The organism is Dyadobacter sp. CY345 (genome assembly GCF_021502725.1).
Taxonomy (GTDB): domain Bacteria; phylum Bacteroidota; class Bacteroidia; order Cytophagales; family Spirosomataceae; genus Dyadobacter.
The window spans coordinates 376,116-401,273 of record NZ_JAKFFS010000006.1; the positions used below are offsets into that span (position 1 = coordinate 376,116).

The 25,158-nt window shown below is 41.9% G+C and carries 12 protein-coding genes; 7 read left to right on the plus strand and 5 right to left on the minus strand.

Annotation, left to right across the window (positions count from 1 at the left end):
• Positions 1-653 precede the first annotated feature (653 nt).
• The 4 genes from L0657_RS24755 (at position 654) to L0657_RS24770 (ending at position 13,052) form a co-directional block, all read left to right on the plus strand.
• Positions 654-7,100 carry a N,N-dimethylformamidase beta subunit family domain-containing protein gene (locus tag L0657_RS24755; RefSeq protein ID WP_235153462.1) on the plus strand — a complete coding sequence of 2,149 codons (6,447 nt, stop codon included), beginning with the start codon at positions 654-656 and terminating at the stop codon, positions 7,098-7,100.
• A gap of 439 nt (positions 7,101-7,539) precedes the next feature.
• The gene (locus L0657_RS24760) at positions 7,540-9,921 is read left to right on the plus strand and encodes an ABC transporter permease (RefSeq protein WP_235153463.1); all 2,382 of its coding nucleotides are present in this window, start codon (positions 7,540-7,542) and stop codon (positions 9,919-9,921) included.
• A gap of 179 nt (positions 9,922-10,100) precedes the next feature.
• The gene (locus tag L0657_RS24765; protein WP_235153464.1) at positions 10,101-10,463 is read left to right on the plus strand and encodes a hypothetical protein; all 363 of its coding nucleotides are present in this window, start codon (positions 10,101-10,103) and stop codon (positions 10,461-10,463) included.
• A gap of 174 nt (positions 10,464-10,637) precedes the next feature.
• Complete coding sequence (locus tag L0657_RS24770) at positions 10,638-13,052, plus strand: ABC transporter permease (RefSeq protein ID WP_235153465.1); 2,415 nt, start codon at positions 10,638-10,640, stop codon at positions 13,050-13,052.
• Between the two features lie 46 nt (positions 13,053-13,098).
• Here the strand turns inward: L0657_RS24770 and L0657_RS24775 are convergent, their stop codons facing one another.
• Together L0657_RS24775 and L0657_RS24780 are read right to left on the minus strand one after the other, a co-directional pair.
• The gene (locus tag L0657_RS24775) at positions 13,099-13,596 is read right to left on the minus strand and encodes a hypothetical protein (RefSeq protein WP_235153466.1); all 498 of its coding nucleotides are present in this window, start codon (positions 13,594-13,596) and stop codon (positions 13,099-13,101) included.
• Between the two features lie 12 nt (positions 13,597-13,608).
• Complete coding sequence (locus L0657_RS24780) at positions 13,609-14,157, minus strand: RNA polymerase sigma factor (protein ID WP_235153467.1); 549 nt, start codon at positions 14,155-14,157, stop codon at positions 13,609-13,611.
• A gap of 166 nt (positions 14,158-14,323) precedes the next feature.
• Between L0657_RS24780 and L0657_RS24785 the strand changes: the two genes are divergently transcribed.
• From L0657_RS24785 to L0657_RS24795, 3 genes are all read left to right on the plus strand, one after another.
• The gene (locus L0657_RS24785) at positions 14,324-14,665 is read left to right on the plus strand and encodes a DUF6249 domain-containing protein (RefSeq protein ID WP_235153468.1); all 342 of its coding nucleotides are present in this window, start codon (positions 14,324-14,326) and stop codon (positions 14,663-14,665) included.
• A gap of 257 nt (positions 14,666-14,922) precedes the next feature.
• Positions 14,923-17,370 (plus strand): outer membrane beta-barrel family protein, encoded by a 2,448-nt coding sequence (locus L0657_RS24790; protein WP_235153469.1) that lies wholly within the window; start codon positions 14,923-14,925, stop codon positions 17,368-17,370.
• A gap of 34 nt (positions 17,371-17,404) precedes the next feature.
• Positions 17,405-18,382, plus strand: a complete 978-nt coding sequence (locus tag L0657_RS24795; protein WP_235153470.1) for an Rpn family recombination-promoting nuclease/putative transposase — start codon at positions 17,405-17,407, stop codon at positions 18,380-18,382.
• A 97-nt stretch (positions 18,383-18,479) separates the two neighbouring features.
• On the opposite strand, the gene L0657_RS24800 is transcribed toward L0657_RS24795, so the two are convergent.
• The 3 genes from L0657_RS24800 to L0657_RS24810 all read right to left on the minus strand — a co-directional run bounded on the left by L0657_RS24800 (position 18,480) and on the right by L0657_RS24810 (position 25,151).
• Positions 18,480-19,844, minus strand: coding sequence for a hypothetical protein (locus L0657_RS24800; RefSeq protein ID WP_235153471.1), 1,365 nt, complete (start codon positions 19,842-19,844; stop codon positions 18,480-18,482).
• Positions 19,845-20,004: 160 nt separating this feature from the next.
• Positions 20,005-22,485 carry a zinc-dependent metalloprotease gene (locus L0657_RS24805; protein WP_235153472.1) on the minus strand — a complete coding sequence of 827 codons (2,481 nt, stop codon included), beginning with the start codon at positions 22,483-22,485 and terminating at the stop codon, positions 20,005-20,007.
• Between the two features lie 119 nt (positions 22,486-22,604).
• Positions 22,605-25,151, minus strand: coding sequence for a zinc-dependent metalloprotease (locus L0657_RS24810; protein WP_235153473.1), 2,547 nt, complete (start codon positions 25,149-25,151; stop codon positions 22,605-22,607).
• Positions 25,152-25,158: the final 7 nt, after the last annotated feature.

Sequence of the window (25,158 nt, forward strand, 5' to 3'; positions counted from 1 at the left end):
GTGGATTATGACTCCATTCTTCCGGCTGGTTTTTTTGTTTTAAGTTAAATTTTTTGGGCCATTGTTGATTAGGAGAACATCTTTCAGATGTAGTACGTATACCCCTAAGAGTTTAAAACAATACCTACATTTAAGATATCGCGTACGAATTACTTTTATGTTATATCTCGCTAAATATCAATAAGTTACCGAATACGAAAATATTTAATAATTTTGATAAAATTTTAAATTATTTCGATACATTGTCTTTTAATTAACTTATATAAGCGTTAAAATCAAAAACTTTTCAATATCCTAAAAGTGCATTTTAGCTTCATTATTTAACCTAACCTTAAAAGAAAATGACACAAAATTTACATTCCTACAGGCGATGGGTCATCTTCGCACAATTCCAAGATTGTTTAGCCCATTGCGATTTTCCCACGAGAAAAGACCATAATCATTATCCATAATTTAGGATCATAGGCTTCCGGGACAATCCAAATCTCACGCTGTAACTTTTGCAGCCAGTGACTTCTTGTGCCTTATAAAAAAAAGGGACGCTCTAAAACCTTTTCAGTTTTCTCACTTTCAATACAACAGATATGTTCAAGTTTTTCAACTCCGCTATTCGATTAGTATTCACGCTGTTATGCTGCCTCATCTCAGGTTTCATGCAGATTCACGCGCAGTCAAATGCAATTGTTGCAGAGAATGCACTGCCTGGAAGCCCGGCTTCGGTATGGGATATCTCTGGTTCAGGATCACTTAGTATTCAAGGATTTGCAACTGATATCAGTTATAATAAAGGAGAAATCGCCCGGTTTAAAATAAAGACCACGGCATCTGGTTACACGGTAAAGGTCTATCGTCTTGGTTATTATGGCGGACTTGGAGCCCGCTTTCAAGGCGACGGGATCGTAACGGCCACTTTGCCACAGTCTCAATCCCCCTGCACCAGTGATTTTGTCGACGCTGCAAATCCTGGTACCGGACTCCTGGATTGTGGGAATTGGGCGGAATCTGCGAACTGGCCAATCCCTGCTGATGCAGTTTCTGGAATATACATTGCTAAACTGACGCGCAATGACGATTTGACCGCATCAAGTCATATTGCATTTATCGTTCGAGACGACGCCAGCAATTCGGATTTACTTTTCCAAACCTCCGATGCGACCTGGCAAGCCTATAATATTTATGGCGATACTGAAACCAACGGAAAAAGTTTATACCGCGGTGTCTCAGGAGGTAAGGCTTCGAAAGTCAGCTATAACCGCCCGTTTTATACCCGCGCAGGAAATGGCGGCGGCGGCGCAATGGAAGACTGGCTTTTTAATTCTGAATATCCTATGCTCCGGTTTTTAGAAAAAAACGGTTATGATGTGACCTATACGACCGACATTGATTCAGATCGTCGTGGAAATCTTATCGCAAACCACAAAGTTTTTATGTCGGTTGGTCATGACGAATACTGGTCAAAAGGAATGCGAAATAATGTAACAGTTGCCAGAGATGCGGGTACTCATCTTGCCTTTTTCAGTGGAAATGAGGTTTATTGGAAAACTCGTTACGAAAATAGTATCAGCACCGGGAATGCTCCATTCCGGACTTTGGTTTGTTACAAAGAGGGGTCACAGGGAGAAAATCAGTGTAACGGAAAATGTGATGAAACCACTACCGAATGGACCGGATTATGGCGAAGTGGCTGCGAATTCCCTGGAAGCGACGGCTGCAATCCGGAGAATAAATTAAGCGGACAATTAAGCTGGGATGGTTTTACGGGCACTATGGAAGTGCCCAGCGATTATAAAAATCTGCGTTTTTGGAGAAATACTAGTGTCGCAGCATTAAACAACGGACAGACCGCAACACTGACGGCGAATACGCTTGGCTACGAATGGAATCCGGAACAGGAAAGTTATCGATCGACCTATCCGGCGGGAAGAGTCATCTTATCCAAGACAATTGTTAATGGAAAAACCCATCATCTCAGCCTCTACAAATCGGCGAGCGGTGCGCTGGTTTTTGGGGCAGGGACTGTACAATGGTCATGGGGATTAGACGACGTTCATGACCGGGGAAGCGAGCCGGTAAGTCCAGCCATGCAGCAGGCAACCGTAAATTTATTTGCTGATATGAATGTACAGCCCAAGAGTTTGCAATCTAATTTACTCGCGGCAATAAAATCAACTGATATAGAAGTACCAGCGCTGTTGATAACTTCACCAACAAGCGGCGCAAGTTTTCCCGCCAACGCAGTGTATACCATTTCCGGTACTGCCTCGGACAACGCCACAGTTTCCGGGATCGAAATATCCACGGACGGTGGTACGACCTGGCGACTTGCCGCTGGAACCCTGAACTGGACGTACGCCTGGACGCCCACAAGCCCGGGAGCCGCTACGATTATGGCAAGAGTTGTTGACGACTCAGGTAATTTAAGTCCTGTAACAAGTTTAAATGTTACAGTCGGTGCGGCAGTTGCTCAGGTTTGTCCCTGCACTGTTTTTTTGCCAACAGATGTCCCTGGTTCTCAGGTTTTCAATGATGGTCAGAGTATACAGCTGGGAATGAAATTCAGTTCTGATGTCAGTGGATTGGTTACGGGTGTAAGATTTTATAAAAATGTTCAAAATATCGGTACACATACGGGACAGTTGTACAGTGCCGGCGGAGCTTTACTTGCTCAAATCGTTTTTTCAAACGAAACTTCCGAAGGGTGGCAGCAGGCAAATTTTTCTTCCCCGATACCGATATCAGCCAACACAACTTACATTATTTCTTATCATAGCTCGTCCGGTTATTATTCGTCTGTGAATCCATATTTCACGACTGAGAAGACCAATGGTCATTTGAAAGGATTGGCTGACACTGATGCGGTTCCGAATGGCGTCTACAAATATTCAGCAATTCCGACTTTTCCAAATGAGAATTTCCAATCAAGCAATTATTATGTCGACGTAGTTTTTGAACTGGGAACGCAGTCAGACGTTACGCCTCCGGCGATCGTTTCAACCTTACCGGCCAGCGGAACTACTAACGTAAATATTTCACCCGAAATAAAGATAACGTTTAATGAGGCGCTGGATGCGGGCACAGTTTCTGCAAATACAGTGCGGCTGCTCAACGGAACAACGGTTGTTCCCGCATCTATCGCTTATGACGTAAGTACACTTTCAGCGACAATTATTCCAACCGTTGCGTTAAGTTACGCCACTACCTATACCATAGAAATTATTGGAGGAAATGCAGATCCACGGATAAAAGATATAACCGGTAATGCGCTGGCCGCAAATTATAGTGCAACCTTTACAACCAGGGCGGCACCGGTTATGCTACCCTCACCAAACGATGGACCGGGTGGACCGATTCTCGTAATCAGTTCTACAACAAATCCTTTTAGCCGCTATACGGTTGAAATATTGAGAGCCGAAGGACTAAATGAGTTTGCGGCAAAAGATATTTCCGAAATCGGCGCTAATCCCGCTTTGCTGAATAATTACGATGTAATCTTGCTGGGCGAATTTATTCTAACTCCCGAGATTGTTACTGCGCTGACGAACTGGGTGAATGCGGGCGGTACTTTAATCGCATTTAAGCCTGACGCTCAGCTTAATTCATTGTTGGGATTAACGACGGTCAGCGGTTTGTTAAGTGATAAATATCTCAAAGTAAATACTGCCACCGCACCGGGCACTGGCATAGTTTCAGAAACTATTCAATTTCACGGTCAGGCCAATTTATATACGCTTAGCGGAGCAACGAGCATAGCAACCTTATATTCCAATGCCGGTTTAGCGACAGAAAACCCAGCTGTCACTTCCAGAGAAGTTGGTTCTAATGGTGGAAAGGCTGTTGCATTTACCTATGATCTTGCAAAATCAATTGTTTACACGCGTCAGGGAAATCCTGCCTGGGCTGGCCAGAAAAGGGATGGACAAAGTGGGCCAATCCGGTCAGATGACCTATTTTTTCCTGACTGGATTGATTTTGAAAAAGTAAGTATCCCTCAGGCTGACGAGCAGCAGCGACTATTGGCTAATATCATCTTGCAAGGGAATCTGCATAAAAAACCTCTTCCGCGTTTCTGGTATCTGCCGCGCAAATTGAAAGCGGCGGTGATTATGACAGGCGACGATCATGCTTCGGGCGGAACGATTGGGCGGTTTGATGATTATTTAGCCAAAAGTTCTTCTAATGATCAGGCAGCTGTCGACAACTGGACTGCCGTTCGCGGTACTTCCTATATTTATCCAAATACACCGATCACAAACGAGCAAGCCGCGAATTTTCAGGCAAAAGGATTTGAAATCGCGCTTCATTTAAATACAAATTGCGACAATTATACCGAAGCTGGTATTTCAAGCTTACTTGCAACCCAATTAAATAATTTTGCAACCCAATTCCCAAGCCTTTTGGAACCAACTACAAACAGAACGCATTGCATCGCCTGGAGCGACTGGGCAACGCAACCAAAAGTGGAATTGCAAAATGGCATACGCCTGGACGCAAACTATTATTATTGGCCGCAAGCGTGGATTTTGGATCGCCCGGGAATGTTTACAGGATCAGGAATGCCAATGCGTTTTGCCGATCTGGATGGATCTATGATTGATGTTTATCAGGCAGCGACCCAACTGACCGACGAATCCGGAATCAATTATGCGACCCATATCAATTCGCTTCTGGATAATGCGATTGGCATAAAAGGCTATTATGGCGTCTTTACGGCTAATATGCATACTGACCTAAACGGTGGCAACAGTACAGACGGCTCGAACGCGATTATCACTTCGGCCCAGTCGAGAAATGTTCCTGTTATTTCTGCTAAACAGATGCTTACCTGGCTGGATGGACGGAACAATTCTGCTTTCGGAAATATGTCCTGGGCTGGTAATGTTTTGAATTTTAGTATCACAACGGCATCTGGCTCCAACAATATGTTTGCGATGTTACCTGTTCGTGCTATTGATGGAGAATTAAGTAGTATTACTGTAAACGGCAGCCCGGTTACTTTTGTGAATGAGACAATTAAAGGAATTCTTTACGCATTCTTCCCGGCTGCATCAGGAAATTATGTGGCTACTTATACGTCGGATAATATTCCTCCGCAGATTCTAAATATCGTCGCTACGCAATCAGACCCGGGATCCGTCGTGATTTCCTGGACAACCAATGAACCGGCCGATTCCAAAGTTGTTTACGGTACTTCGCCGGATGACTTGTCTCAAAATATCGCTACTGCAACTTTGGTAACAAACCACAGTTTGACGATAACCGGACTTTTGCCGGGAACAATTTATTATTACAAGGTCACGTCGGCGGATGCGAAGGCGAATAGTACTACTGAACCCGGCATCAGCGGACCGCTTAGTTTTACCACACCGGTTGCCGCATGTTTTGATGACCAGACAGCCAGCGATTTCAACGCAGGAAACGTAGGAGCAAACACAGTTGTGACGACTGCTGGTGTAAGTCTAAAACCCAAAACAGAAGAATTTACAACTTTACCGCCTGTGAGTGAATGGCAAAGTTTTCCATGGAACAACGGAGGTACCAGCACGATCGTTGACGGACAAATTGCTGTCGACGGCGCCAGATACAACACAGAGCCGGAAACTGCTACATTTGGCCCGGGAACTTCCATAGAATTCAGGGCAACTTTTGGAGCGACACCTTTCCAGCATATAGGATTTGGGGCGGGAAATAATGTCGATATGTATAATAATACTGCCATTTGGGCGATGTTCAGTACCAATAATACGAGTACCGAATTACAGGCCAGGGTCGCGAATTCCAGCTTTGATAATTTCACAATCCCCAATATTGTTTTGGGTGTTCCTCATACATACCGGATTGACTGGAATGTGAATTCCATTGAATTTTTTATAGATGGCGTTTCAGTCCGCACCGTCAACATTAATTTATCAACACCTATGCGGATTGGCATGAGTGATTACAATGTCGGTGGCCCTGCATTATCGATGGACTGGATTCGGGTCACACCTTCCACTTATCCGGCATCGGGAAGTTTTATGTCCCGTGTTTATGATGCAGGAACTCAAAAAGAATGGCAACAGGCAAGTTGGACGGCAGACATTCCTGCTGGAACTTCTGTACAATTATTCCAACGTCAGGGAAATTCTGCTGATCCCGCAGACAATTCCTGGACAACTTTTACGCCAATTGCATCCAGCGGAGCTACGGTTGGCGGAGTTTCCAGATACATTCAATACCGCGCAGACCTAACATCTTCAAACAGCAATGTTACACCGGTATTGACAAGTGTATCAATAGACTGTGCAAAACCAGCTTGCCCCGACATTATTTTTACACCAGCTACGGGCGCTACTTTGGCCGCCGGAACAGTAAGCATTAATTATTCGCAGACGATTTCTCTCTCATCGACAGGCTTCACTTTCTCTGCGTCGGGCCTACCGGCAGGTTTGTCGATTAACCAATCTTCCGGGGAAATTACCGGCAAACCGACTGAACTTGGCCCCTTTAATGTTACTGTGACGGCAACGCAAGGCACTTGTGTTAAAAGTGCAGCTTACACGCTCACCATATCTCCAAATCCACTTCCGGTTACACTGGTTAGTTTTACGGTGGTAAAAGATGAAAAATCAGCGTTATTGAAATGGTCAACTTCGCAGGAAACGAACAGCGAAAGTTTCAGTATCGAGCATAGTCTGAACGCGAAAAACTGGAACAGGATCGGAACGGTATTATCAAAAGGGGAAAGTTCTGTTTTGAGAAAATACAGTTTCACTGATAAAAACGCCGCGAATGGTGAGAATTTCTATCGACTGAAAATGTTCGATAAGGATGGAACTTTCACATTCAGCAAAATTCAAAGCGTAACCTTCGACAACTTGCCTGACAAGCTGCTGGTTTTTCCTAACCCGGCAACTGATGTGCTCACAATAAATGTTGGGGATCTCGCCAAAGTGAAAAGCGTAAGAATGCACAATCAAAAGGGCAATACAGTTTACAGCGCTTATGGAAATAATGTTAACAAAACAATAGATATCAAATCGCTAGTTTCAGGAAACTATATTCTGGTAGTTGTTCGAAAAGATGGTGAAGTAATGACGTCCAAGGTGGTTATCATAAAATAATTTTCAAAACCTATTCCATAAATTATCGAATAGAATCTATAATTTCATAGGTTCTATTCGATAATTTCACAACTTCAATATTTATTACTTTACCAAACAATATAGCGACGCAAAACTATAAGATTGGATGACGTATAGAGTTTGGTATTCATTTCCAGCTTATCCTTTACGGATCATAACATGCAGGAATTACCTGACGTTGTTTATCAAAATTCTTATGTAATGAGGAAAAGCGTTGTATGTGGAATGGAAACCTGGTAAGAATCTAAAATACATGATCGTTCACCGATGAACAAAACTGTTCGAAAACGGACAATTTTTACGCTAATCAAATATGTATTTTATTGATTATTAATTAGATACAAAACGGGCATAGATTTATTGAAATAGTGGACGAAATCTGATACATTCGCTGATCCTCATCCATAATAAGTAATTTATGTTTAAAAATTATCTCAAAATTGCCTTGCGCAATCTCTGGAAACACAAGGTGTTTTCCTTTATCAATGTTTTGGGATTAACAGTCGGCATGTCCGCCTGTTTTCTGATATTCCTTTATGTGCATTTTGAGGTAAGTTATGATGCCTTTCATGGCAAGTCTGACCGGATTTACAGGCTGGTGACGGATATCAAAACGCCATCTGAAACTATCAATACTGGCGTTACAAGCTGGGCTTTTGCGCCTAATATTAAAAATGATTTCCCGGAAGTAGAAGCATTTACACGCGTCAGCGGCGGAAGTTTTCTGGTTAGAAAAGGTGATATAAAATTTCAGGAAGAAAAAACAATATTTGCAGACTCAACTTTGTTTCAGGTTTTTGATTTTGAATTAATAAAAGGAAATCCGAAAACCGCACTGAAAGAGCAACTCAGCATTGTTTTTACAGAAAAAGCAGCGAAAAAGTACTTTGGGGATGCTGATCCGCTTGGACAAACTTTACTATTGTCCGGCGAGGGGCTGCCTGCAACGGTCACCGGTGTGATCAAAGATATTCCCGAAAATTCACAGATAAAAGCTGACATGATTGTGTCCATGGCAACCATGACACAAAGGTTTAACAAAGGCCTTGACGAACAATGGGGGAATTTTGGAGCTACGTCGTATCTGCTGCTTAAACCGCAGACGACCAGTGCTGCGCTGGTTAAAAAATTTCCGGCATTCCTGGAAAACCGTGCAGGAAAAATGATGAAGGAAATGAAGATGCATTATACTTTATTTCTTGAACCGCTAAGAGACGTATACCTGCATTCGACAAGAGGTGGACAGGAAACGGGAAGTGCTAATAATGTGTATGTATTTTCAGCCGTTGCGATCTTTATTTTACTTATTGCCTGCATAAATTTTGTCAACCTTACTACGGCGCGTTCCGTCGAAAGAGCCAAAGAAGTTGGTATTCGCAAAGTGGTTGGTGCACCCCGAATGCTTTTGGCCCGCCAGTTTATCAGCGAATCCATATTGATTTGTCTGATCGCATTTATTTTCTCCGTAGCACTTTCTGCTGCTTTGATTCCCTTGTTTAATAATCTTTCCGGTAAAATCATCAGCACTGGAATATTCAGCAATATGCCATTTTTAGGTGGCATGTTTATCGCGGCGATCCTGATTGGTTTTGTTGCTGGACTATATCCGGCGCTGGTTTTGTCTTCTTTCGAACCTGTTGTTGTTTTAAAAGGAAGGTTTACCACAAGCGTAAAAGGAATATTGTTGCGGAAAGGTTTGGTAACAATTCAGTTTGCCATTTCAATTGCGTTGATCATCGCGACGCTTGTTGTTTATACGCAAATGAACTTCATGCGGAACCGTGACCTTGGTTTCAGCAAAGATCAGATGCTCATCGTAAATTCAGAGGGTGATCCTAAAAGAGAAGCTTTCAAACAATCGCTGACCAATATCGCTGGCGTAAAATCAACCGCCGCATCTTCAAGTGTGCCGGGAAGTGGTAATCCTGGCGCCTACTCGGAAATTGAAAACAAAAGCGGCGATTTACAAATTGCCAATCTTGACCTCTATTTTGTCGATTTCGATTACATACCTCAATTCCAGTTGAAAATGGTAGCTGGCCGGCCGTTTTCCAGAGAGTTTGGAACGGATACTACCCAGGCGATGGTCATGAATGAAGCGGCTGTAAAATTGTTTGGCTACAAAACGCCGCAGGAGGCCATTGGAAGAAGATTCAAGCAGTGGGGACGTGAAGGAAAAATCGTTGGTGTGGTTAAGGATTTCCATTTCCGTGCTTTACAGGAAACAATAAAACCATTAACGATGCGCATCGAACCGGGCGGAAGTGATCTTGTTTCGGTAAAAATTGATGGCAGCAATATAAAAGGCACCGTTGCAGCGATTGAGGAAAAATGGAAAGCAACCATGCCGAACCGGCCATTTAGTTATTATTTTATGGACGAATTTTTCGACAGACAATACCGAGGCGAAGAACGGTTTGAGAAATTATTTTTCAACTTCGCTATACTGGCAATTTTCATTTCCTGTCTTGGGCTCTTAGGTCTGGCGTCTTACAGTACGATGCAGCGAACAAAAGAAATTGGGGTAAGAAAAGTGATGGGTGCGTCCGTTGGCAGTATTGTTGGACTTTTATCCAAAGACTTCCTGAAATTAGTCGTTATCGCGTTTGTGATCGCCTCGCCCCTGGCTTACTATGGAATGTTTAAATGGCTTGAAAACTTTGCTTACAAAACGGATATCAAATGGTGGATATTCGTCAGCGCAGCTGTGCTGTCTGTCTCGATTGCTTTTCTTACTGTCAGTTTTCAAAGTATCAAAGCAGCACTTATGAATCCTGTAAAGTCGCTTCGAAGCGAATAATTCAGGTTTTGATGATAAGCGGTTGAAAGTATAAAAAATAAAACGGCGATTGGTCGGTGTGGTCAAGCGTTTCATCTGGTAATAGTGCCAGTTGGCAGATTGAGCAAATGTAGTGGTTAAACTATTTGATTTGTATGCGCTCTAATAGACATAACAAACAAATTTAAACAATAGAAACCATGAAAAAGTACATCTTAGCAATCGCCGTTTTAGCAACACTTTCTGTTGGAGAATCTTTCGCACAACGCGCTGTTATCAGCGGCAGAGCCGTTCAAAATGCACCGAGAGACAACGCTCGTGAAGAATTTCAGATCAACAAACTCGACAACGTTGTAAAATTGACTCGGAAACAAGCAAATAAAATTAAAAAAATAGAAAACAGTTATGATCGCTTGATGGCGAACAGCAGAGTTAAAAATTACAAACAGCTTGAATGGGACAAACAAAAAGAGATCATGGCTGTTCTGACTCCGGTACAACGCCAACGTTGGATGGCTTATCAAAACAATCCTGGTTATGGCCGCTTCAACGGAAGAGGTTAGAGTGAATTAATTAAAAAAAATGAATGTCCGCTTTCAGACAAATAAATGTCCGAAAGCGGACATTTATTTTTTATAACTAAAAACATAATTAGTTGATTACCAAGATTTAACTAATAAAACCGATATTGGCATAAAATTGTAACATCAAAATTGTTCTCTTTCAAATACGAAGCCATGATAAAAAATTACCTGATCACTTCCTTTCGCAATCTGCGGCGAAACTGGAATTTTACTGCAATTAATATTACTGGACTAACCTTAGGACTGGCGTGCTGTCTTCTGATATTTTTCACAGTACGGTTTGAGCTTAATTTTGACAAACATCATGTCGATGGAGAAAGGATCTACCGGTTTGCAGACCGAAATAAACAGCGGGGAGAAAAAGGTTATAATGTGGGTGCGCCACTACCTGTCATTGCCGCACTTCGCAACGATTTTCCTGAAATAAGAAATACAGTAACCTGCACGTATGCATCCAAAGAAGCTTTGGTGACCGTTGGTCAGGGAGAAAAAAGAAAGAAATTTATTGATCCCAATAACTCAGTTTCTTTTATTGATCCTGAATATTTCAACGTATTCACTTACAAGTGGTTAAAAGGTAGCCCGGCAACCAGCTTGACAAATCCAGGCTCTGTTGTTTTAAGTGTTGATCAGGCAAAAAAATATTTTGGAGAGGAAGACCCTATGGGCAAATCGATTCGGGTCAGCAACACAATGGATTTCATCGTGACCGGGATTATCGACAATCCACCTACGACGACAAGTCTTCCTTTTACTGTTTTGCTCTCGTTTTCTTCCCTGAAAGAATATGGTGCAAACACGGATTGGGACGACTGGAAGTCTACCTATGGCGGCGGGCAGGTGTACATTAAACTTCCTGCATCTGTAAGTAAAGGCCAGATGGAAAAACAGTTGACTGCTTTTGCAAAAAAATACAGAGATCCGAAAGATGCAGCAGAAAACGACTGGATTCTACAACCCTTGGACGACATTCACTTTTCAACCTATACGCAAAATTACTCCGGAAGGACGATCAGTAAGAGTATGATCTGGTCGATGATTTTGGTGGGAGGTTTTATTTTAATTACTGCGTGTGTCAATTTTATCAATCTGGCAACGGCACAAGCTTTGCGCCGTGCACGTGAGGTTGGCGTAAGAAAAGTGCTGGGCAGCACGCGCGGGCAGTTACTTCGTCAGTATTTTTCTGAAACCGGAATCATTACTTTGTTATCAGTAATCCTGGCGCTAATCGTCGCTCAGATTTCATTGCCTTATGTTTCGCAAATCCTGAATGTAAAATCGCAGGGCGTTTTGTTTATTACAGACCCGACGATAATGGCATTTCTTTTCGTGCTTTGTATTGTCACAACTTTTTTGGCCGGTTTCTATCCTGCGTTAATTGTTTCTGGATATCAGCCGATACAGGCATTAAAAGGAAAAGTGGGTAAAACGGGAAGTCAGCAGTCGAATTTGAGAAGAGGTTTGATTGTTTTGCAATTTACAATTTCGCAGGTTATTCTCATAGGCACGATCATCGCTTATAGCCAGATGAAATATTTTCGGACGATGGATGTTGGTTTTACGCGTGACGAAATTATCAACTTGCAGGTTCCTGAACAGAAAGAGGGAAAACTGGAAAATTTACAATCAAAATTACAGGATATCCCCGGAATTAAATCCATCAGTTTCAGTGCCTTTACGCCAATGTCGCGGAGCAACTGGCAAACCAGTTTTACCTATGAAAATGATAAAGAAGTGCTGGATTTTGAAATCGTTATGCGCCCGGCAGACACCTCTTATATCAACACTTATGGACTGGCACTGCTCGCGGGAAGAACTTATCTCCCGGCAGATACCATGCGTGAATACGTAGTCAATGAGGCATTTGTGAAAAAACTGGGTTTCAAGAATCCCCAGGACGCCATTGGAAAAAGACTGGCGATTGGCGGAAGTAATGTAAAATTACCGATCGTTGGTGTTGTTAAAAACTTTAACACATTCAGTCTTCACCGTGAAATTATTCCCTGTGTTTTGACAACTGCCCGAGATAATTATCGTACGCTGAGCATCAAGATGACCGCCAATGCCACACCGGCGCAACTGGCGCAAATCGAAAAAGCTTGGACGGATACCTTTCCGGAATTCATGTTCAAGTATACCTACTTCGATGAGACTTTGAACAGTTTTTATGAGAAAGAACAGCAGCTATTTTCCCTATTCAGAATTCTGACCGGTATTGCTATTTTCATTGGCTGCCTGGGATTATATGGTGTAGTCGCCTTTATGGCAGAATCAAGAACAAAAGAAATGGGCATAAGAAAAGCTATCGGCGCGTCAGCCTTCAATATCTTCGGGTTATTTTCTGTGGATTTTATAAGACTGGTTGTGATCGCACTCGTTCTGGCCTCACCAATAGCCTGGTACGCCATGGATAATTGGCTAAAAGATTATACATACCGCATAGAAATCAGCTGGTGGATTTTCGCAGTTGCCGGTATAATGGCTGTGTTAATTGCCCTGATCACCATTAGTTTTCAAAGTATTAAAGCGGCTTTGATGAATCCGGTGAAGGCGTTGCGGAGTGAGTAATGTTAATTTTAAATAAGAAGTTGGCAGCATCAAAACCAGTATGTTGTCAACTTCTTATATTTTCCATTTTCGCCCGCAAAAAATAATCTCCCATGACGAGCACCGCCAATGCAAAAATAACTGCGGGATAAATAACAGGTAAAACGTTGATTTTAATAAAAAAATCAAAAACCGAAATTGTTAGAGTATTGGAAAAATACGGAACATTATCTGCCGACGGATCGGCTGGTGAAGTAACACAAAAAGCCAGAATTAAAACGGCCAAAGCGGCGAGCGTATACCAAACCTGACGGCTGATAATTGGCTCAGCTGCCGTTTTCTCTGCAAATGCAATCTGTGACAGAATATTCCTTTGAAGCAATGGCGGTGCACTATCCAATTGAATATCATTTATAACTACCCGCAACTTGTTTTCTTTCACAAATTCAAGTTCCGTTTCAAGCTCAATATTTTTCATTACCAAACTGGTAAAATCACTTTTGGTTTCTTCCGTTCCGGCCTTTTGAATGAGTTTTTTTAATATCGACTCTTTATCGTTTTCCATAAATATTCATGTTCATAATAAAAAACGCAGTTCAGCTTCCAGTATTTTCCTCGCCCGGAATAACTTCACCTTGATATTCGAAGCAGACAATCCGGTAATTTCTTCTATTTCACGAATGGTATTCTCATTCATGTAAAAAAGTGTGATCAGAAGCCCGTCCATTTCAGGAAGTTTGGCAATGGCTTGTTTAATGAATTTTGTTTGTTCCTGTGCGTGCATAACTTCCATTTGTGGAGTCTCCAACGATTCAAAATAGCCACTTATATCTTCGTTAACCGAAAATGCGGGCACCCCTCTTTTTTGTAGCTTTGTCACCGCCGTCCGATAAATGATGGTGTAAAGCCACGTTGAAAATTTAGATTTTCCTTCGAACGCGTGAAGTTGTTGGTAAGCTTTTAAAAATCCTTCCTGAGCAACATCCTCGGCATCTTCGGTATTTCGCATAATTCTGAGCGCGATCGTGAAAGCCATATCCTTATACCTGTTTACCAGAAACGCATAAGACGCAGAATCTCCGTTAATTATTTTGTCAATATAAATCTGATCTTCGCGATATTTCATCCGTTGGTCACATGGCTGTCATTTTCAGATTAGACATTCGTTGCACTATGATGGTTACAATAATTGAGGGAAATTTTGTCTAATTAAATTTACAAAATCTTGTAACCAAGCTAAAACCACTCGTGTCTTATGCAGTAAATAATTTCAAATAATAACATTTTTCAATATGAGTGCAACTTCAATGAGCGTCATGATAGCACTTGGCGCATTCTCAGGAATTTTCGGGATTGTTTATGTATTTCTGATGACCAGATATAAGGAACGTATAGCGATGATCGAAAGAGGAGTCGACGCCTCCATTTTTGTTAGTAACAACAAATCCATCTCCCCTACCCTGAAATTCGGGATGTTATTTGTAGGAATTGCGTTGGGCATTATAATCGGTGATGTTATGCACCAATTTTATGGTCTAAGCAAAGGAACGTCCTTTCTTTCTATGGTATTTCTTTTTGGAGGACTTAGCCTTGTCATTAATTTTTTTATCGAAAGAAAACTTGCTGACCAATAAAATTGAGTTTGTTTCCATCCGCTTACCATTCATGTAAGTTATACGCCTCTCATCAAGAACGAATAAATATTTCACCTAGTACCTTGCAAAACATAGTACCTTGATATACCTTTGTTCTGTCGATAGTTTTTAGAGAGACGTTTCTTAAAACTATCACCGAAAAAATATTGAAATGATAATGACTTGATCCATGGAAAACCACCATTTTCCGAGCGTTACCCCTTTGCCTTTTTATTAGCCATCAAAAATAAAATATCATGAAGATCAAATCTATTGTCCTTTGTCTGACAGCGATTGTCAGCTTTTTATTATTTACAACCCGAAAAGTATCGGCGCAAAGTAATGTCCTTGATCGAAAAATTACTGGCTTCATTTCAGACTCAATTTCACAAAAAAAGCTCGATTTTATTACCGTCAATCTAATGACAGATAAAAACACAGTTGTGAAAGTGGATTACTCGAAAGAAGATGGATCCTTTACTTTTTCTGGTTTAAAACCACTTAAATATCAGGTAATCATTATTGGTGTCGGATATAAAAACAAAGTGATTGAAGCAGATCTCACAGATTCTACCAAACAAACGCTGAACCTGGAAAACATCAGCATCAGTCAGGCAACCCTGGGGTTGAAAGAAGTCAAAATCACGGCTGCAAAACCAGTTGTAACGCAGGAAGTTGACAGACTTTCATACGATTTGCAGGCTGACCCTGAAAGCAAAGTGAACAGCGTACTGGATATGATGCGTAAAGTGCCGCTGCTGTCTGTCGATGCAGACAACACGGTCTATTTGAAAGGCAATAGTGATTTTAAAATTCTAATTAATGGAAAACCATCGAGTATGATGGAAAGAAGTTATAAGGAAGTTTTACGTAGTATGCCGGCTTCTTCGATTGAACGCATCGAGGTAATCACCACACCGCCAGCAAAATACGACGCTGAGGGATTGGCTGGTATAATCAATATTATCACCAACAAGAAAATTGACAACGGATATAACGGATCGCTTAACATCAGTGAAAAATTCCCGAATGGCGGCCCCGGCTTCGGAGGATCAGTCTCAGCAAAGTTTGGAAAGTTAGGTATGTCTGCTTTTGGAGGTGCCAGCTCTTTCCATGCGCCTGTCACCACAAATTCAGCTTTAAGAAACACATTTGGCTCAGAACCAACCACCCTCCTTCAAAACGGGACCAATCAGACCGATAGTAAAAATGCATATTTAGGTTACGAAATTACTTATGAAATTGATACACTAAACCTGCTTTCGGGACAGTTTAACATCAACGGAAGTAAATCAGATGGTATAATGACGCAGAACAGTTCGCTGCAAAATACGCAGGATATATTGCAAAACTATATACTTCGTAATCTCAATGTTGGAAACGGACAAGGCATGGACGCAGCTTTGAATTATCAGAAAGGATTTAAAGCTGACAAAAACAGATTGCTGACCTTCTCTTACCGCGTATTTGCTTATGGAAATAAACAAAATAATAACATTGCGTTCACTGAGCGTGTAGACTATGCGGTCCCGGATTATCGTCAGCTAAATGATCAGCGTTTTTCAGAACAGACTTTTCAGATTGATTATGTTTATCCTGTAAAAAAACTTAACATTGAAGCAGGGATAAAAGCAATTTTCCGTGATAATAAAAGCGACTTTCAAAACTGGTCCTTAAACGACGAAACTGATCAGTTTGAAATTCAGCCTGGGTTAGGAAATAAATTCAGGAATGAACAGAACGTTTTTGGAGCGTATAATACTTACCAGTTCAGTCTTAAAAAGTGGAGTTTTAAAGGCGGTGCGCGGATCGAACAAACGGTTATTCGTGCGGAATTTATTTCCTCGGAATCACGTGTGAGCCAGAATTATTTTAACGTCATTCCATCGGTATCCATAAATCGAAAACTGAAAGGCAGCAGTGCGCTTAATCTCGGTTACACGCAAAGAATTCAGCGACCTGGTATTTATCAGTTAAATCCTTTTGTAGACAGATCAAACCCGAATTTCGAACGTACCGGAAATCCTGATTTAAGGCCGGCAAATGTCAATGATATTCAGTTGGGATATAACTGGTCAAAGAAAGTGTCAGTCAATTTTGGTCTTGGTTATACTTTTTTTAAAGACCTAATCTTTCCGGTTTCTGTCTATGATTCCGTATCCAACATTACGCGGACATCTTACGGAAATACAGGTACTGCAAAACTCCCGCAGGGAAATTTAAATATCAATTATCCAATCACTAAAAAATGGAATTTCAGCCTGAATTCCCGGGTTGCCTATGGTATGGTAAGAGGCGTCGTGAACGGTGTTTTAATTAAAAATGAAGGTCTTATGTACCAGATTTCGTCCTCGACAGGTTATCGTTTTGAAAAAGACTGGCGGATCAATGCAAACCTGAATGCAAACGGGCCAAGTGTCAGTCTTCAAGGCACTTCCAATGCGATGTTAAGCACTTCTTTTAGTGTAAATAAGGATATTGTTAAAGACAAATTATCATTTTCGGCTGCGGTCAACAATCCGTTCACAAAGTTCAGACATAACCGAAATGAATCATTCGGGCCTGATTTTGCTCAGCTTAATGATCGCCGCGACTATTTTCGATCTTTTAATTTTAGTGTAAATTATAAGTTTGGGAAATTGAAAGACGCGATCAAAAAGAATAAACGGGGTATCCGGAACGATGATGTGCAGAGTGGAAGTTAGTGGTGGCGTTGTCTGACAATTTGTTTCCGGATGCATGAAAATTATCATTTTTCCGGAAACAAATTATCTTTACAAAATGAGCAACACACACACTTCCATACATGATAATTTTATCCGGGCAATTCTGTCCAGTAAAACCATTGCGACTGAGTATTTTCGAAATTATTTACCCGAATCTATATCTTCAAAACTGAATTTCTCTACACTTACCCAGATACCGGATACCTATCTTTCTGATCAACTCAAAAAATCAATTTCTGACATAGTATTTTCCTGCGAGAAAAATGACACGCCCGATGTAGTTAAAATTTGTTTGTTAATTGAGCACAAAAGCTATCCGGATAAGTACACACCTCTTCAAATTGGACATTACATCTTCTCCGGTTTACAAAAACAGGTTGAAAACAAGGAAGAACTTTCCATTATTATTCCGGTGTTATTGTATCATGGCAAAGGAAAATGGAAATATCAGACACTGGCATCTTTATTTAAAAATCCCGAGCCGGAATGGAAGCAATACCTACCTGATTTTGAATACATTTACAATAATCTTGGAGAGATTTCGGATGAACAGGTCGAAACTTTAAACAATAAGTTTCTTCTGGCATCGATCCTGGCTTTAAAACACAGCTTTGAAAAGGAATGGCTGAAATTAAATGCCCGGCGCATACTTCTCCTGATTTCGGAAGAATCCGAGAAATTACAGAAAAGTTTTGTAATTTACCTGTTCATTAACAGTGGTTTAGAAGAAGAGGCAATTGAAGAAATAATACATTCACTACCAATTACATTAAAAGATACGATTATGAACACGCTGGATATTTTCATCGAAAAAGGCAAAAAAATTGGGATGGAAAGAGGGATACAGACAGGAATTGAAATCGCTAAACTGGATTTCGTTGAAAGTTTACTTCGCAACACCGACTTCTCAACAGTTAAAATTGCTGAGTTAACCGGCGTGTCAGAAATGATTGTAAATTCGGTTTTAAAACAGATAAACGATCAACAATAATCCCGAACAGTGTGGTGTTTGTTAGATTTTTTTTTGTCGCACAAATAATTCTGAGAACCTGGAACGATGACAAAACTTGTCCACGCTGGTTCGATAATCACAATTTGCCCTCTTTCATTTTAAGCAAAGTACATTCAAATGATTCGGGATTCCCTACCAGTTTCTGAGCTTCCACAGCTTTTGTCTGCCACTCTATCGCCTCCGTCTTTCTGCCCAATTTGTACAAAATCTGAGCATAAGTATCTATATAAGCAGGATTGCCCAGACGCATAGGATGTTGCTTCCCCTGGTTCAGTCCATTGAAAAACTCCATACACTGATTCGACCATTTTAAGGCTGTTTCCAGGTCAGAGGGCTTGCTCGACATTTCGTAAAAATGCCAGGCATGTTCATTCAGGTCCATATGAAAAAACTGTGAAGACGGCGCAACTCTAACGACCCGCATAGGTTCTTTTCTAAACGGTACGGGCGGCAGCGGAGGTTGATTTTTCATATCTGCCTCGTCCATTTTCCTCAGAGAATCTACCGTGACACGCATGTGCGTAAAATCCAAAAATTCTCTCGCTTCCCTTATATATTGGACTGTATCCTTTACAGCATACAAATATCTCAACATCCCCCGGCGAGACGCCAGCTGGCCTTTTACATAGTCCTTGTTATAGGTATTTTGGGTGAAAGAAGACAACCTGTAAGCCAGATTCTTATCTCTCTTTTCAACAGCCGCCCGAAAAGTATTGCCGATAATTGCGTTGTTCATAGCCACAGCATCTTCATACGAAGCTGTTTTGTAAACACTATCAACCAGACCGCGTGGAGCTCCATAATGTATGATGTTATAGGCTCGACTGTCTAACGTAGGCCCCAGCGAATAGACAAATTTAACTACGTCATAACTTTTTAACGAATCAATTGGTAATTGCCCAAAATACTGTTCCAGTAAATCGCCAACTGGAAGTGAGAGTTCTTTTCGTTTTGCTATATATTCTTTTAAAAACTTTGAAGACCTCTCGCCTGCCTTATATTCATTTTCGTAATCTTTCAGCTTTTTTTGACCTGTTCTGCTAAGTGCAATATCGGCTTGTTCCGCATATACAAATGACGCGCTTGTTGAACCATTATAGCGGTTCAAGATATTTCCATCGGCATCAATGAACAAAGAAACCAACGCTCCTTTTATCTCGAATTTTTCAGCCAGCTTCTTACCAATTTCGGTTTTGACATTTACGCGCATGGAAACGAAGTTTTTCTCAAATTTTTCTTTCAAAATAGTGGCACCAAATCCCTGTGACGCTACGTCGTTACATTGCTGGCAATGATCGTCTTCCAGATGAAGAAAAATCAGTTTATTTTCATTTTTTGCCTTTTTAGAAAGTTGTTCCCAGGAAAGATCCTTTTCGAAAATGATCTGGCTGAAAACCGGAGCGGAACATAACAATAGCAGAAGAGGAATAAGAAATTTCATGTGGATTGTGGCTAATAATTGATTTCCAAATGTAATCCGGAAAATGCAAATATGTAACCGGTACCGTTTAAAATAATCATTATATTTTATGCTAAAAAAGAATATGCATGTATCCGATTCTGGAAAAGCTGATACATGCATATTTTACAAAAACCAAAAATTAAATTGGCGATCCTGCGGGCATCGTTAATGGCGGCGTAGGTTTAAATTTATCCGGATCCGCCTCAAACTGGTTAATCTGTAAAAGACTGAACAGCACATCCCCTTTTAGTTTTGCATCGGTTGTACTTTTCTGTGAAATCATCCAGTTTTTGAGATTATCAATTTCTCCTATCAAGGTCGCTCTAACGTTATCAGAAGCGGAGGTAGTTGCCGCCAATCCTAACAATGCTTTGAGATAAACCTTACGGACCATACTTTGCAAATCACCCTGATAACCAGGCAGCGCCGCGGACTTCCATATTTGATCATTCAGTTTATTGATTAACGAAATCAAGCCGGGTTGCGTGGCGTCTCGTCCATGGAATTCTAAAAGTCTGGCAGCTCTTTCTGGGTCGAGAAGTAAGGTGATGCAATCCCCAGCCAAAGATTCCGCTGAACCAACGGGATCAAACGTCAAGCCGGTATATCCCTTAAAATTTTCCTGCGTTTTGGCATATCCGATTGGATATGGCGGCAATGATTTTATTAATTTTTCAGGAATTGCGAGCTCAGCCGGTGATATTGCCAACATAATGGCTTCAAGTGCTTTCTGCTGTTCTTTTGGATCAAGGAATTCAGTAACAGGCTGACCGTCGCCGCGAAGTGCATATCGGTAATTCATTCCTCCGACGACGTAGGAAGTTGCCAGGATCTGATAACGATGAAGCAGATAAAGAGGAACCAGCACCTCTTCCAAAGTTGCCAGCGGAGCGCCGATCGGAATCGCTTTTTCAGAAAATCTTGCTAAAATCTGCTTGCGGACTTCCATTAATCTCAACAATTCTTTACTGGCATTTCCTGAATTATCCCAATGCGCAGACTGCGGATGCACACCGAGATCAAACATAAAAAGCTCCCCTATTCTGATTGATTCCTGCATGATTTTTTCAAGACCTGCTTTCTCGTTTTCTCCTTTTTTAAATTCTGCATAACCCCATAAAATCGAACGTTTGTCATAAGTACCGATTCCCTTGGTATAGGCTTCCGAGATATCAATCGAGCCGTCTTTTTTCAAAGATATTTTCGGAAAAGGATAATCCGTTACCGAAGACCTGTCATTGCTGCTGGACATGTGGTTATGATACAATCCCAGCGTGTGACCAACCTCGTGGGCGGCCAGCTGGCGGATTCGTGCCATAGCCTGTTCAACTGCTTTTTGAGGTGCCGTTTTATCGTCTCCATAAGGCTGCGTTAAGCCCTGCAAAATCAGGAAATCCTGTCTTTCACGCATGGAACCGAGCGTAACCTGCCCTTTGATGATCTCGCCTGTTCTTGGGTCAAAAATTCCGATTCCATTAGAATACCCACGGGTCGGACGGTGTACCCAATTAATGATACTATACCGAATATCCATCGGATCCGCTCCCTCAGGAAGTTCTTTTACCTGAAAAGCATTGATATAACCGGCGGTTTCAAACGCCTGATTCCACCAGGATGCACCTTCAATCAATGCCTTTTTTATTTCCGCCGGCGCTCCTCTGTCGACATAATAAATGATTGGTTTTACCGCCTCACTTTTTTCCGCATTTGGATTTTTCTTTTCTAATCTCCACCTGCGAATATATTTTTTAATAATTGGCTGTTCGATTGAAGCGGCAAAGTCGAAGTAGTCCATGGAATTATATCCCGAGCGCGGATCAAATTCTCTCTTTTTATATTTATCATCAGGTAGTTCGATAAATGAGTGATGATTTTGAAGTGTCACGGAATTTGGATCCGGAGCTTTCGGAGCATTTCCCGGGCCACCGCTGAAATAACTCCTTTCATTTCCACCCGGACCAGTAAAAGTTAGCAACGCCTCAAATTCGGTATTTTTTGGAAAACTTTTTGTATTGGCGATCGCGAAAGCAGACCTGGTTTCATCCACGCGGTATACATTTCCTGGTGCTGTCGGACGAAATCCCACTGCGCCCAACCTTTCTCCGGATTTCTGGCTGTCACGGAGTAAAAAACTGGTAAGATCTACGAGCACCTTTCCATCTTCCTTCACTTCCGGTTTAACTGCCCAGATAATCGACTGGGGGAATGATTCAGCCACAGATTTTTTTTCTTCAAGATTGTCAGTATCCGCGCGGTAATCATAATTAGGAAGCGTCAGAAAAATTTTTGGGCCGACGGTTATAAATTTCACAATGCGGTATCCGCCAACGGCTCCCCTATCTCCCGCCCCGCCGCCGCCGCTCGGCATTGAATTGACATATAAAAATTCCTTATCAAACATAACGTCAGGAATTTCAAGAAAAATCTTGCCGTCCTTTTCGTCATAATAAAAATTAAAATACCCTTCACTTTTTCTCATTCCGGCAGTTTTTCTGGCAATGGAAAGTACTTGTGAGGATTTTGTTTGAGCAGACTGATTTGCTGTTGCCGGAGAATTTTGGGCAAAAGAATAGCCAGTAATGGACAGCATTGCTACCGCCAAAAGAAGATTTATTTTCATATCCGGAATGTTAAATACTTTTCGAAAAAAATAAGAAAGCGGATCAGGAAATGATCTTGAAATTTGTAATCAATTCCACGATTTTCCTGATCCGCTTAATTTAGTTTGGGTATTTTAGCTTATTGCTCGCCTTGAAAATGAGTCTGAGAGCAACCCATGAAATCCATTAACCCCATGATTGGCGCACCAGGGGGCATATCCAATACCGAAGCAGGCTCAAATTTGTTCGGGTTTTTATTAAATTCCTCAATTTGAGAAAGTCCGAAAAGTATGTTCGCTTTTTGTTTTGGCGCAGCACTTGCCATTTTTCCTTTCATCCAGTCGCCCAATTCACTCACTTTCAATAACGCTTCACCACGAACGCTTTCCGGTGCTTTTGAATTAGCGGCAAGATTTAGCAGATATTTCAGCGAAAGGTTGTTAACTAAGGTTTGCAATTCACCCTTATATCCCGACACGACAGGTGCCTTCCAGGTGCTTTCAAAAAGTTTATCGATCACAGGCATAAGGCCGGGCTGTTTTTCATCCCTGGCATTGTATTCAACCAAACGTGCCGCACGTTCTGCATTTAACAAATAAGACAATGTCGTTCCGGCAGCTGTTTCAGCCGCAGCGATCGGATCAAAAGTTGGCCCCGTATGCCCTGAGAATGTTTCCAGACTTGCAGGATATCCTGACGGGCGTGGCGGAATTTTCTTGATTAATGCCTCCGGCAAAGCAAGTGCATCTGGTGTTATGGTGCTCAACAAGGATTCCAACGCTCTCCATTGTTCTTTCGGTTCAACCATCCTCGTAACAACCTGTCCGTCGTTTTTCACCGCATGTGTGAAATATAAACCACCAACCGATTTCGCAACTGCCTCAACCTGATAACGATGCAACAAATAAACCGGTACCAACACTTCTTCAATCGTTGCCATCGGCTCGCCTTGCCTGATTGCTTTCTCAGAAAAATTATCCAAAACTTTTCTTCTGACCGTCATAATGTTAGTCATCTGATCAATTGGATTTGAACCATCGTCCCACTGGTGAGAAGTCGGATGCGCGTTTCCGCCAATGTCCGGGATGTAAATAAATCCTTGTTTAAGCGTTTCCTGCATAATTTTTTCCAAACCTTCATCCTCTTTGCCCGCCGGAAACTCGGTATATCCCCACATCACAGCGCGCTTATCCCAGCTTCCGATTCCCTTGGCGTACGAATCTGAAATATCGACCGTACCATCCGCTTTCAAAGAAAATTTAGGGAACGGATAATCCATTACCGAAGCTCTGTCTTTCGGGCTTGCAGCGAAATTGTGATTGAATCCAAGCGTATGGCCTATCTCATGTGCAGACAATTGCCGTATTCTAGCCAAAGCCAATTCCTGCATCGCTTTTGGAACAGGCTTTCCATCTTCATAAGGCTGCAATAAACCTTCCGCAATCAGGTAATCCTGGCGATGGCGATCAGAGCCGAGCGTTACTACGCCTTTAATAATTTCACCGGTACGTGGGTCAACATAAGACGATCCGTAAGAAAAGCCGCGCGGGCTTCCATTTCTGTTCACCCAGTTCACCACGTTATAACGGATATCCATCGGATCAGCGCCTTCCGGAAGCTCTTTCACCTGGAAAGCATTCTTATAACCAGCTGCTTCAAAAGCTTCATTCCAAAACGCTCCACCTTCAATTAAAGCTTGTTTCACAGGTCCCGGAGCACCACGATCGATATAATACACAATGGGTTTCACTGCTTCGCTTGGGGCAGAACCTGGATTTTTCTTTTCAAGTCTGTGCCTTCTGATAAATCGTTTCACAATCGGTTCCGTCATCGGTGCCGAGAAATCCATGTAGCTGAACATCCCAAAAGCGGAACGTGCATCAAACTTTCTGGTTTTATATTTATCATCGGGCAGCTCAACGAAAGACTGATGCATTTTCACGCTAACCGCACTTGGATCAGGTGCAAGGCCAGGCCCGCCGCCAAAAAATCCTGTATTCGGGTTTCCTCCGGTAAAAGTGATCAGCGCTTCAAATTCCGTGTTTTTTAGGAAATTTTTCGTGTTTTCAAGATACAGTACCGAACGGCTTTCATCCATTTTGTATGCTCCGCCGCCACCAGCTGGCTGCGGCACCGCAACCGGCCCGGCAGCTCTTCGCACGCCTAAACGTGAAGCAATATTCTGACTGTCCCGGATGATAAATGGTGTCAGGTCAATCAGCATTTTATCCCCTTCAACCGCAGCTGGCACGAAACCCCATATCACCGATTTTGCGAAAGCGTTTTCGACAGCTTTTTTCTCATCCGGATTTTCTGTGATCGCACGGTAACTGTAAACAGGCTCAACCAATAACACTTTTGAACCTACTTTTACAAATTTGGCAATAGCCGAAGAAGCTTGTCCACGTTCGGGCCCGCCGCTCCCAACGCCGTCTGTCAGGGAAGAAAAGTAGAGAAATTCCTTGTCTAGCTTATCCACTTCCAGATAAACTTTCCCTGATTTTTCGTCATAATAAAAATTAAAAAAACCATCGTACTTTTTCAATCCCTGCGTGATGGAAGCAATACTTGTTGCAGGTGTGGCTGCTTGCCTGGCTGGTGCGCCTCCGCCGCCAGCGGGACTTTGAGCATAAGAAACTGACCCCGCAGCCAGTAAAACGGCTAATGTATTAAAACTTAATTTCATAGTATAG